At 52.7% G+C, this 11,749-nt stretch carries 12 protein-coding genes; all 12 read right to left on the bottom strand.

Annotated elements, in window-relative coordinates:
• The coding region (locus tag FC99_RS14110; protein ID WP_235805861.1) for an ABC transporter ATP-binding protein at positions 1-570 on the bottom strand (570 nt) is incomplete at its 3' end.
• A gap of 203 nt (positions 571-773) precedes the next feature.
• Positions 774-1,892, bottom strand: coding sequence for a sensor histidine kinase (locus FC99_RS04345; RefSeq protein WP_082153305.1), 1,119 nt, complete (start codon positions 1,890-1,892; stop codon positions 774-776).
• Positions 1,889-2,521 carry a response regulator gene (locus FC99_RS04340; RefSeq protein ID WP_048736155.1) on the bottom strand — a complete coding sequence of 211 codons (633 nt, stop codon included), beginning with the start codon at positions 2,519-2,521 and terminating at the stop codon, positions 1,889-1,891. The genes FC99_RS04345 and FC99_RS04340 overlap by 4 nt, the downstream gene beginning before the upstream one ends.
• A gap of 100 nt (positions 2,522-2,621) precedes the next feature.
• Positions 2,622-2,978: a 50S ribosomal protein L19 gene (gene rplS, locus FC99_RS04335; RefSeq protein ID WP_048736156.1), complete on the bottom strand. Its 357-nt coding sequence runs from the start codon at positions 2,976-2,978 to the stop codon at positions 2,622-2,624.
• Positions 2,979-3,090: 112 nt separating this feature from the next.
• Complete coding sequence (trmD, locus tag FC99_RS04330; RefSeq protein ID WP_048736157.1) at positions 3,091-3,870, bottom strand: tRNA (guanosine(37)-N1)-methyltransferase TrmD; 780 nt, start codon at positions 3,868-3,870, stop codon at positions 3,091-3,093.
• Positions 3,870-4,388, bottom strand: a complete 519-nt coding sequence (gene rimM / locus FC99_RS04325; RefSeq protein ID WP_048736158.1) for a ribosome maturation factor RimM — start codon at positions 4,386-4,388, stop codon at positions 3,870-3,872. Before rimM ends, trmD begins: the two co-directional genes overlap by 1 nt.
• 590 nt (positions 4,389-4,978) lie before the next feature.
• Positions 4,979-5,239, bottom strand: coding sequence for a KH domain-containing protein (locus FC99_RS04320; protein WP_048736159.1), 261 nt, complete (start codon positions 5,237-5,239; stop codon positions 4,979-4,981).
• 9 nt (positions 5,240-5,248) lie between these two features.
• Positions 5,249-5,524: a 30S ribosomal protein S16 gene (gene rpsP / locus FC99_RS04315; RefSeq protein WP_020088982.1), complete on the bottom strand. Its 276-nt coding sequence runs from the start codon at positions 5,522-5,524 to the stop codon at positions 5,249-5,251.
• Positions 5,525-5,611: 87 nt separating this feature from the next.
• On the bottom strand, positions 5,612-5,902 hold the full coding sequence (locus tag FC99_RS04310; protein ID WP_048736160.1) for a hypothetical protein: 291 nt from the start codon (positions 5,900-5,902) through the stop codon (positions 5,612-5,614).
• Positions 5,899-7,218, bottom strand: coding sequence for a vWA domain-containing protein (locus FC99_RS04305; RefSeq protein ID WP_056986473.1), 1,320 nt, complete (start codon positions 7,216-7,218; stop codon positions 5,899-5,901). The genes FC99_RS04310 and FC99_RS04305 overlap by 4 nt, the downstream gene beginning before the upstream one ends.
• A gap of 3 nt (positions 7,219-7,221) precedes the next feature.
• Positions 7,222-8,400 (bottom strand): ATP-binding protein, encoded by a 1,179-nt coding sequence (locus FC99_RS04300; protein ID WP_048736162.1) that lies wholly within the window; start codon positions 8,398-8,400, stop codon positions 7,222-7,224.
• A gap of 303 nt (positions 8,401-8,703) precedes the next feature.
• Positions 8,704-11,352, bottom strand: coding sequence for a cation-translocating P-type ATPase (locus FC99_RS04295; RefSeq protein WP_048736163.1), 2,649 nt, complete (start codon positions 11,350-11,352; stop codon positions 8,704-8,706).
• Positions 11,353-11,749 lie beyond the last annotated feature (397 nt).

The following is an 11,749-nucleotide window of genomic DNA, read 5'->3' as shown; positions in this document are numbered from 1 at the left end:
GTAGATCACGGTGATACCGCGGGCGCGCATCTCCTCGATCGCTGTCAGAATATAATTTCGTGACTGCGGGTCGATCCCGACCGTGGGTTCATCCATGAAGAGCAGGTCTGGATGATGGACGATGGCCATGGCAATGTTCAACCGCCGTTGCATCCCCCCAGAAAACGTCTTGGGCCGCTGCTTTCGGTGCTTAGTCAGCTCGACCGTTGCCAACGCCTGCGCGACACTCTGCCGTAACTCCGCGCCACGCAATCCGTACAGCCCACCGAAGTATCGAACATTTTCTTCCGCCGACAAGTCATCAAACATCGCTAATTCCTGGGGAACGACGCCAAACCGCTGGCGATTGCCCATGTCATGCGGCCCCATCGCCGTTCCAAACAGGGTCACCTCGCCACTGGTCTTGGTGAGAAGTCCCGTTACCATATTAATGATCGTTGACTTACCGGCCCCGTTTGGCCCCAGCAGTCCTAAGATCTTGCCCGTAGGTACCGTAAAACTCACATCATCCACCGCTACCTTCGTTCCAAACTTTTTAGTCAATCCCTTAACCGTTAAAGCCGCCTGCATGTGCACAACCTCCTTCAGATATTACGACCATTGTATAAAAAAAAGAAATGGGTGCCCAGTCCCATTTCTCATGAATCCGACGTGAGATTTCTCATGTCCTATCGTCCGTTCTCACCTGGTATTGCACCACGGCTATCAGAAATTCCGCTAATTTAGTAGAGAACTAGCCTTGGAGACTCACTTCAAGAAGTTACTGGTCACCCTCAGCCTGCCGTCGTGTCCGTCAAGGGGAGTGTGGTCGTGACCAAAAAGCCGGTCTGACCATCAACCACTAGTTGCCCATTCAAGGCAGCCGTTCGTTCTTCCATTCCCAAGATGCCGATTCCCTTCTTAAAATCCGGATCTGCTTGGCCATCATTGCTCACGGTGAACCGCAAGAACTGTTGATAGACGTGCAGATTGACCGTGACTTCATGGGCATTGCTATACTTTAACGTGTTGGTCAGAATTTCTTTTAAGTTTCCCAACAAAACCTGCCAGTGAAAAACGGTGATTCGCTCCAAAGAACCGCTATACTTCAAGTCGGTACGGATCTCATAGGTATCCGTAAATTGTTGCAACTCACCCTTCAGCCTAGAAAAATTAACCGTTTGACTAGCGGGGCCTTCCGTTCGTAAAATCTGGCGAATATCTTCAATGCCGTCACGAATAGCCACAATCGACTGGTCCAATAACGCCTCTCCCTGTTGGGGGTCACGTCGATAGCTCAGCTTGGCCGCTTGCAATTGAATTAGGCTACCAGTCAGTTGATAGCCCAGTTGGTCGTGAATCTCATGAACTAACCGTTGGCGCTCCACTGCCGCTGCCTGATGCTCCCTGGCATCGACATTTAACGTACTCTGCGAAAACAACTTTGCCAACCGGTTACGCTCCAAACGTAAGGCATCCGCATCAGCCTGCGTCCGTGATCGATGGCGCGCCTCGTACTGTGTCAGCCACGCCAGCAAGCCACAGAAAAGGCACCAGCCGCCCAACCAGAACTCCGATTGCCCACTGAATTGCGTGGCTCCAAACAAAGCGATCACGCCAAAACCCACTAGCTCCCACTGACTTACCCATTTGATAGCTAACACATTCACCCAAGTAATTGGCAAGACAAACAACAATAACGGCGCGTGGGGGCTGAACAATAAGGGAATCATTAGCTGACCGCCGCTCCAAACCAACGCCCACCGTGGCAGGCCCATAGCCAGTAATCCACCGCTCAACCACAGCAGCAGACCACCGATCAGCCAGATCAGTTCGGGTCGGGTCAATTGAAATAGGCCGTAGCCCAGCAACGTGACCACGGTTGCCACGTTCATTAGTAATCGTCGCCTCATCCTTGGCCCCCCTCGCCAGTCAGATAGTAGATTGCCAACTGCGTTCGGTGATCAAGGTCTAATTTATGTAAAATGGTCGACAAACTGTTATTGACGGTGCCGTCGCTCAAAAATAGCTGCGCGGCGATCTGCTTATTCGTTAACCCCTTGGCTACCAACCGGGTAATCTCCTGCTCACGTTCCGTTAAGTCACGCAGATCAGGCGAAATTGTGGCCGTCGTTAGGCTTGCGGCCGCTTTACGTAGCACAGCCGGTGACAAGATACTTTGTCCCTGCGCGACCATCTTGATTGCTGCCAGCAACTGATCGGCATCCGTCGTCTTCAGAAGATAGCCGCTCGCCCCATTTTGAATTCCAGTCACGATGTACTCATCCTCGTCAAACGTGGTCAAGATGATCACCCGCGTTGCCGTCTGCGTAGTGATTAATTTGGTCGCCGCAACTCCCGTCATTCCGGGCATCCGGACATCCATTAAAGCAATGTCTACCTCATGAGTCGTACAGAAGTTAATGGCGGCCGTCGCATCATCAAAAGTCCCCAAAACGGTAAAAGTCGGCTCTGATTCTAAAATAATTTTTAAGCCACTGGTAATCAAGCGGCTGTCGTCCACTAACACAATCGTTGTCATTTCGCCCACCTCATTAATATATTTAGTATACCTGATTTTCCGTATTAAGCAGACAAAATAAAAAGCCGACCACCGAAGTGATCGACTTTCTTGAATGTGACTAGTTGCGACGGCGTTCTGGGATCCGCGCTGCCTTACCGTTAAGTTCACGGAGGTAGTAGAGCTTAGCACGACGTACACGACCTTGACGAATAACGTCAATCTTAGCAACACGTGGGGAGTGTAATGGGAAGATCCGTTCCACACCGACACCGTTACTGATCTTACGTACCGTGTAAGTTGCTTGGATGCCAGCACCCTTACGCTTGATTACGACACCTTCGAACAATTGGATACGTTCGCGGGTACCTTCGACGATCCGGGCGTGAACCCGAACAGTGTCTCCGGCACGGAAGTCTGGAACATCGTCCCGTAATTGTTCTTGGTTGATCTTAGCAATTAAATTGTTTTGGCGCATAATATATTCTATCCTTTCGCCAACATTCATTCTCAGTCTCGACAGCGGAATATTGTTTTTATGGCTAAACAGCCAAAGTTAAGTGTATCATATCTCGAAATGCCTGTAAAGGTTATTTTCTTGACTCCCGTTCGGCAGCCTGGCGTTCTTCCTCTTCGATGCGCACATCGGCCAAGAGGTGTTTCTGCTGCTGGGTCAACTTTTTGTGGTCGATCAAGTCTGGCCGCCGTTGGTACGTCCGCCGCAGGGCTTCCTTTTCGCGCCATTCATCGATTTTACCATGATTGCCGCTAATCAAAACGTCTGGGACCTTCATCCCCCGGAACTCTGATGGCCGCGTATATTGCGGGTATTCCAGCAGGCCGGATGAGAATGAATCGCCCGGTGCCGACTCCGAATTGCCGAGGACTCCCGGTAACAGCCGCACCGTCGCATCGATCATGACCATGGAGGCCAACTCGCCACCCGTCAGGACAAAGTCGCCCAAGGACACCTCATCGGTCACCAACGTCCGAATCCGCTCGTCATAGCCCTCGTAATGGCCACACAGGAAGGTCAAATGGTCCTCATGGGCAAATTCTTCGGCCACGTGTTGGTCAAAGGTCACCCCGGCAGGATCGAGCAAGATGACCCGGCCCTTGGGCAAGCCTTCCGCCGCCGCTTGTTCCTCGGTCGCCTTTAAGGCATCAAAGATGGGTTGGGGTTGTAAGAGCATCCCGGCGCCACCACCAAAGGGATAGTCGTCGACGTTGCCGTGCTTGTTGGTCGAGTAATCCCGAAAGTTCGTCACGGGCATGGTCAGATGGCCATTTTCAATCGCCTTACCCACGATGGAATCATGCATCGGACCGGAAAACATATCGGGAAATAAACTTAACACATCGATACGCATTACTCGAGTCCCTCCATTAATTCCACCGTGACTTGGCCAGCATCTAAGTCGACCTTCTTCACCACGTCATCGATTTTTGGCAACAGCAAGTCGTCCTTACCTGGCCGGTCAACGACCCAGACATCATTGGCGCCTGGTGACAAGATCTCTTTGATCTCACCCAGTTCTTCGCCGTCTTCCGTGACGACCTTCAGGCCAACGATTTGGTGATAGTAGTATTCGCCGGGTTGTAAGTCGCCGGTCTCTAACTCGTTATCGGTCACCTTTAACGTGCTCTGCTTGTAAAGCTCCACGTCATTGATCGATGGCTTGCCCTCAAAACCTAACAGATAAAAGTTTTTGTGTTTCCGCATCGTGGCGACGGTCAACGTCACCGGCTTCGTCTGGCCTTTCGCAAAAGCGTAAAGCGTCGACCCCACCGCAAAACGACTCTCCGGAAAATCCGTGGTCGCGATGACCCGAACCTCACCCTTGATACCGTGCGTGTTCACGATAGTTCCTACCGTATAATATGCCATGTCACATGCCTCCTCGTTTAAATGTTTTATTTATAGTTTAATTGTAATTTGAAATTGGGCAACATAGTCGTGTTCTTCGCCTTACCGGCCGCCAGATATGGGCTGGAAACGGTGCGGACACAACTTGAAGCCTCGCAAATGCCAAGTCTACAAGGTTGGTCTTCCGCTAAGCCAGCGGAAAAATCATCCACTGACTAAGCAGAACGACGCGCCTGAGCCCATATCTGGCGACCTCTCGGCTTACATTGATGTCCTATGGAAACTAACACTAAAATTAAAAATTAGTGTCGATCATGTCACAAAAAAGTCTAGCGTTCATTCATGGTCAAAGACTATCAGAGCCGGTCAGGGATGGAGCCAGCCGTGTCAACGCTGTTAGACGGGTTTCTTTCCCGACTTAAAGCGTGGGACGACCTCAGAGACACGCGCTTTCCGTGGCTTTGAGGCGAGCCGAAAGCCCGAACTTTGGCTGGAGGCGTTCCCCATGGTAGGCGGAATTTCCGATCGCCGCAGTGTGACCAGTTCACACAACCCAAATCTTTAATATTTTTATTTTTGGGAACAAAAAAACTCGAGGAAACGTTGCCGCCTCACTCGAGAGTCTTTGTTGGGCGGTCATCGATGATGAGACGCACCCGCTTATTGCCTTGAACGCGAACGCTGTAGACAATCGTTCGGATTGCCTGCGCCACGCGGCCTTGTTTGCCGATGACCCGGCCGACATCGTCCGGGTGAACGGCTAACCGATATTCGTAAAAACGTTCCGTCTCCACTGGTGTAATCACCAGATCCTCGGGATGCTCGACGAGTGGGCTAACAATTGCTAGAATTAATGCCTTAAAATCGGTCATGGCTAATCACTACTTTTTAGTGTATTTAGCTTCATGGTATTGCTTCATGATACCAGCGTTGGAGAGTAAAGTCTTAACCGTATCTGAAGGTTGAGCACCGTTGTTCAACCAGTTCATGATAGATTCTTCCTTCAACGTGATTGAAGCTGGTTGGGTAACTGGATTGTACGTTCCAACTTGTTCGATGAAACGACCATCACGAGGACTCCGTGAGTCGGCAACCACAATCCGGTAGAATGGGCGCTTCTTAGAACCCATCCGCTTTAAACGAATCTTAACTGACATGTAGACACCTCCTGTATTTCTTTCAACGTGTAATAATATACCAGTTTCTGGATATGATGTAAAGGGTTTTTTCTTTACACCCTCAAATTAATCAAAATCTTTGCGTAACCAGGCCAAATCATCGGCCGTTAACGACTCCCGATTTATCACGATCCACCGCTGGACCGCTGCGTAATCGGTAAAGTCTGGTCCCTGCTGAACACCGGCCGCCTGCAGATCACGAGCAAATCTTAAGTCGGCAATCGTCATTGGGGCCCGAAACAACGGATTTTCTTCGGCCCGCGCCGCCCACTCACCATTTAAAATGGCACGGGCATTGCGGTACGCCGCCGTTTGCTGCAATAAATCGCGTAATTCTGCTGCCGTCAAATCCTTCATGGTTGCCTCCTTAATACCTGCCACTGCGGGTCGGTCGTCAAACTAACCACGGTGCCGGGTGCGTGCTTGATTGAAAACTGGTCGATTGGGCTAGTCAAGAGCCACAAGACCGTCACCGGTAGTGTTGGTCGGATCTGCTCTTCCCCGTAGCCGTCCGTCAAGATAACAACTAATTGATCTGTGCTGCCGGCAAGCAATCGCGGTAAGGCATCGAATACGGCCTGAAACCGCGTTCCACCACCACCGGTCCGCTGAAGTGTCTGTGGTCGTCGCTCCAAAGCGAAGCCCTGTGTTGGGTCAACGACCGTATCAAATGGATAAACGGTCACCTGCGCCGGATAAACGACCAATAACGTCGCCATTTGCCCCAGGAGATAGCTGATCTCTTGACTGCCCATCGAACCGGACTCATCGACGAAGACGGCGATTTTGCGCCAGGTCTGGACGATTTCTCCCGGGAGGTCCATTCGGGCTGGCTGTCGCCGGTTGAACCGGCCGTAAGCCGGCTGTCGACCCGCTGGAACCTGACCCCAGCCACGTTTCAGTAATGCGCGCCAGTCCAATGGCCGCTCAGCCACTAGTGGCTTAAGTGCCGCCTGGATGCTACCAGGCAAGGTGCCCCGCTGCTTGGCGGAGATTGCCCGGTCAGCTGTCATAAAGAGCTGGGCGCGCCATTGCTCGCGCGTCTCGGCAGCCTCATCGTTGGCTCCTCGCCAGCCACTGTGACCGTCGTGTTGCGCCGTTTTCGGTAATGTCTGTGGCCCGCCTGCCGCTAACTGCCAGTCGGTAGTCGCTTTTTGCGCCTGCCAGCGGCGAAGTTGTTGCAAGTAGACCGCCGAGTCCTGTCGTGGCAAGACTGGCTCTTCTAATAACTGCGCTAATTTTTGACTAGTGATGGCATCGGCCGGCAAATCGGCCAGATAGTCGTTGACCGCCGCGTCGGTCGCCCACCGAACTAGTCCCGCCTGTGACGGTGTCTGCACGGCCGTCGCATAACGTTGGGGGTGGCGCCAAAGCAGGTGTAGCACCGTATGTCGCAACATCGCCAACCACTGCGCACCGGTCCACGGCGTTTGTTGCAAGGCACTCGGGCTCAGCTGAAGTTGCCAGTCCTGGGCCGTTGGCTTCAAACTCACTGGGGCAGTCGGCGCATCCCAAAACGTAACCGCCAGTTGCCGCAATACGTTCCCGTAAAAGGGGTCTTGCTGCAACAGGTACAACACGGCATCACGATACGCTGCCTGCGCTAATCGCTCACGGTCGTCGGTCGCCGTAGCCTGACGTAAGCGTTGTAAGTCCTGCGTTAAGCTCACCATGGCCTACACCTCGATTTCACTGCTCCGCAACCCAATCGTCGTCAATAGTCGATAAAGCCGCCGAACACCGGGCTGTTGGTCCTTAACCGCCGCTAAATTTTCCAAGAGGCGGTCCCGTTCAGCCATCTGCTGAGCAATAGCAAATTGACTGTCCGGCGCGCAACTCGTGAGTAGCTCGCTGAAGCGCTGGGCATTCCCACTCACCGTTAATGGCCAATTCTGGCCCGCATTTAGGCAGTTCAAGAGAATTCGCTGTTGCTGCGCGGGAGCCAACTGTTGAAAGACGGCCACGGCATCTTCGGCGTTAAACGCCTGGTCTACCGTCAGTCCGGGACGCTGAGCCATTAAGAAGCCCGCAAAGGCCGTCCCGACCGTCATCCCTAAATTGCCCTGCATGATAGCCGTGACGACCGCCGTTTGACTAAAGAGGTGTTGGGTGTCGAGTTCACGAATGGCGCGTGAGACTCGCTCCCAGGCCCGTGGTGTGGGCTGGAGATCGTCGTCCGTGGCGTTGGCCGTCCCCACCACGTGTAGGTCGGCGGGATTGTCCGTCAGGTATTGCGTCACCAATGGCGCGATTCGGGGCACACCGTTAACTAGCGCTGTGGCCCACTTCAACCAGGTCGCCGTATCGGCCCGTAGGATCAGCCGGGTCGTTCGATCGGCAATTGCCGCATCCCCCGGCGTCACACCGTAGTGGCTCTGCTCGAACCCGGCCATGGTGGCATCTGGGTTCTCCGCTAGAATCAGGTGGACCTGTGCAGGTAACGTCAACGTGTTGATCTGCCGCTGTAAAACCAGGTTCATCAATTCGCTTTGAACGGCCTGCGTTCCACGATTAAATTCATCTAGGAACCAAATGATCTCCTGTTCGGGGTGGGCCTCGGCGTACCGAATCATGGCGACTAGGGTGTGCGAATACCCAAATTGAACATCAGCTAAGGACCCGTACTGCGCCGTTTGAATAAAGGAGTCGCTGGTCAATGGGGGCACTGGGATCACCAGGTCGCCCTTTTCTACCAGACTCACCACGGTCGTGAAGAGCTTCGCGTGCCGTTGCTGTGCGAGATCCGCCACCAAGGCCGACTTACCGATACCGGCTTCGCCCACAATGGTTGGCACAGCACCGCTCGCCAAGACCACCTGTGTTGCCTGTAAACACGCTTGATACGTTAATGCCACGCCTGTCACGTCCCTTCCGAAATTTGTCTAAAATTATTTTAACATACATTTCCTAGGGGAGTTGCAAATGGCCGCCCGCGACTCTGGTCGTACGCTCTTCTGGTAAGTACTGAGTGCGCGGTGTCCCCTGAATTTCAACCCTAATCTACACTCACAATTAGTCTATGCTTGTCATTTCACATTGCCGTAAGCTACATCACCATAAAAGCCCACCCCGCAACCGTCAAGACTGACAGTCACAGAGTGGGCCCCTAACCATTTGACCAGTGTCTGTTAACTAGCCAAACGATTACCCATTTAACATTACTTCATCAAGCGTCGCTGGAAGAACTTCACGATTTCTACGATCACGATCATCATGAAGGAAGCGGCTAACACGATTCCCCATTGGAAGACGTCCAAGTGAGCTACGTGGAACATGCTGTTCAAACCAGGCACCAGAATCGTCATCGCCAGTAAAGCAAAGGCAATCACAATCGCCCAGTTGAAGAACTTGTTCTTAAACAAGCCGACCGTGAAGATCGAGCCGTGAATCGACTTGGAGTTGAAGGCGTGGAACAGTTGAATCAGACCCAAAGTGGCAAAGGCCATGGTCAAGGCATCGGCATGGGCTAAGCTGGCCGTTGCGTGAACCGGGTACGTTAACGCCAACCAGTACACGAGCAGGGTGATTCCCCCTTCAAGTAGACCCTGGTAGATGATTCCGCCAAGGACCCCACCAGAGAAGAAGTTCGACTTCCGGCCCCGCGGTGGCTGCTTCATAATGTTACGTTCCATCGGTTCGACCCCTAAGGCAATCGCTGGTAGCGTATCCGTTACCAGGTTGATCCACAAGATGTGTACCGGCGCTAAGATCTGCCAACCTAACATGGTCATCATGAACAGCGTCAAGACTTCCCCTAGGTTAGCGGACAGCAGGTACTGGATGGCCTTTTGAATGTTAGCGAAGACCTTCCGTCCCTCTTCAACGGCCACCACGATGGTCGAGAAATTGTCGTCGGCGAGGACCATATCACTGGCCCCTTTGGAAACTTCGGTCCCGGTGATGCCCATCCCAATACCAATATCGGCAGCCTTTAAGGCAGGGGCATCATTGACCCCATCTCCGGTCATGGCAACGACCTTGCCACGCTTCTGCCAAGCGTTCACGATGCGCACCTTATGTTCCGGCGCGACCCGCGCGTAGACCGAGTAATCCCCGACCTTCTTGGCAAACGTCGCATCATCCATGTCATCTAATTCGGCACCGGTAATCACGGCGGCCGTGTCGCCCTTTTCGATGATGCCTAACCGTGCAGCGATGGCAGCAGCGGTATCGCGGTGGTCACCGGTGATCATCATCGGCCGAATCCCAGCGGACTTGGCGTCGGCCACGGCCTGTTCCACCTCTGGCCGTTCGGGATCGATCATTCCGACCATCCCGGCGAGAATCAAGTCATTCTCAACGCTCTCACTGGTCATGTTGGCTGGCACTTGGTCGACGATACGGTAGGCAAACGCCAAGACCCGTAAGGCCTGCGTGGCCAACTCATGGTTGGTCGTTAAAATGGCTTGGCGATCACTGTCGGTCAATGGTGCGACAGTGGCGTTCTTTGCCAGTTGCGTTACTCGTTTGAGCAATTCATCCGGCGCACCCTTGACGGCAATCAAGAAGCGACCGTCAGCCAATGGATGGACCGTGGACATTAATTTTCGTTCGGAGTCAAAAGGAATTTCAGCCACGCGGGGCATGTCCTTTAAGACCTGTTCGACCGGGTAATCGCGGTCCAATTGATACTGGACCAATGCCGTTTCCGTGGGGTCACCAGCTAAACCATCGGCCGTGATCTTCGTATCGTTACTCAAAATCATAACCTGTGCCAACCGGTTGTCGCGGTCAAAATTCAGGGTATGTGAATCGGGCAATTCGAGGTTTTCATAAACTTTTTCGACCGTCATCTTGTTCTGCGTCAGTGTCCCGGTCTTATCCGAGGCGATGATGTCGGTACTCCCCAACGTTTCCACGGCAGGTAGCTTCCGCACAATGGCATGGCGCTTGGCCATCCGCTGAGTCCCCAACGCCAAGGTAATTGTGACGATGGCGGGCAGACCTTCTGGAATCGCAGCAACGGCTAACGAGATGGCCGTCAACAGCATGTCGATCAGGCTTTCGGCCTGGCGCCACATCCCCATAACAAAGACGATGGCAGCAATTACCAGAATCAGGATAGTCAGGGACTTCCCGAGTTGCGTCAGATTGGCCTGGAGTGGCGTCGTCGTTTCGTCGGCGGCTTCTAGCATCCCGGCGATGCGTCCCACTTCCGTTTGCATCCCGGTAGCCACAACGACCCCGGTCGCGCGGCCGTACGTGACGTTACTATTCATAAACGCCATGTTATGCCGGTCACCGATGGCTAAATCGTCTTCGGTCAAGACGGCATCCGCCTTTTCCACGGGGACAGACTCCCCAGTCAGGGCTGACTCCTCAACCTTCAGGGAAGCCACGTCGAGCAACCGAAGATCGGCGGGAATGATATCGCCGGCCTCCAGCAGGACAATGTCCCCCACGACCAGCTCATCACTCTTGACACTCATAACCTGATTATCCCGCCGAATCGTTGCACTCGGTGCCGACATTTCCTTTAAGGCGTTAATGGCCTCTTCGGCTTTCGCCTCCTGGAAGACTCCAAAGACGGCATTCAAGACGACCACTAGTAAGATAATCACAGCGTCGACTACTTCACCGGTCAACCCGGCAATCACCGCAGCCACCATCAGCACAATAATCATGAAGTCTTTAAACTGTGCTAAAAATTTCTGGAGCAAAGACGTCGTTTTTTGTTGATTTAACGCGTTACGTCCGTTCTTTTCGAGTCGCTCTTGTGCGACTTGTGAGCTTAATCCTCGGTCACTAGTCTGTAGATTCTGGTACAGTCGTTCAGCCGATTCTTGATAAAATGGTACTTTGGCCATTTGCCATTCCTCCTGAGGTGTGCTCGCAAGCTCATCTTTTAACCATTTAAGGGGTAAAAAAAGAGACTCACGCGTGCACACAAAAATTAATTGTGGACACACATAAGTCTCACTATTTAAGGCAACCCCGGATTGGCAACTGGCTAAGCACCAGATCCAAAAAAATCTTGTTGACGGGTAATTGCCGCAGAAGAATTCTGCTAGTTACTCCCTTATGGCTATTTCTATAGTTCGTAGTATACCGGACATTTCCGCTCACGTCTACCCAAAAGGCATCAAAACATTTATAGTGTTATTAAACATCGTTCAAAGAATAATTGTGTAGACTGCTCACCTGCGGCTGTATTTTTTTGCAATATCACAGATTGAGCCCCAAAATACCCAACCAGTAAACCAC

Source organism: Levilactobacillus koreensis JCM 16448, assembly GCF_001435525.1.
GTDB classification, from domain to species: domain Bacteria; phylum Bacillota; class Bacilli; order Lactobacillales; family Lactobacillaceae; genus Levilactobacillus; species Levilactobacillus koreensis.
This window is presented reverse-complemented; position numbering and strand designations above follow the sequence as displayed.

Coding starts and splice junctions, on each gene's coding strand:
- FC99_RS04345 (WP_082153305.1), bottom strand. CDS start 1,892: ATGAGGCGACGATTACTAATGAACGTGGCAACCGTGGTCACGTTGCTG.
- FC99_RS04340 (WP_048736155.1), bottom strand. CDS start 2,521: ATGACAACGATTGTGTTAGTGGACGACAGCCGCTTGATTACCAGTGGC.
- rplS (WP_048736156.1), bottom strand. CDS start 2,978: ATGCGCCAAAACAATTTAATTGCTAAGATCAACCAAGAACAATTACGG.
- trmD (WP_048736157.1), bottom strand. CDS start 3,870: ATGCGTATCGATGTGTTAAGTTTATTTCCCGATATGTTTTCCGGTCCG.
- rimM (WP_048736158.1), bottom strand. CDS start 4,388: ATGGCATATTATACGGTAGGAACTATCGTGAACACGCACGGTATCAAG.
- FC99_RS04320 (WP_048736159.1), bottom strand. CDS start 5,239: ATGACCGATTTTAAGGCATTAATTCTAGCAATTGTTAGCCCACTCGTC.
- rpsP (WP_020088982.1), bottom strand. CDS start 5,524: ATGTCAGTTAAGATTCGTTTAAAGCGGATGGGTTCTAAGAAGCGCCCA.
- FC99_RS04310 (WP_048736160.1), bottom strand. CDS start 5,902: ATGAAGGATTTGACGGCAGCAGAATTACGCGATTTATTGCAGCAAACG.
- FC99_RS04305 (WP_056986473.1), bottom strand. CDS start 7,218: ATGGTGAGCTTAACGCAGGACTTACAACGCTTACGTCAGGCTACGGCG.
- FC99_RS04295 (WP_048736163.1), bottom strand. CDS start 11,352: ATGGCCAAAGTACCATTTTATCAAGAATCGGCTGAACGACTGTACCAG.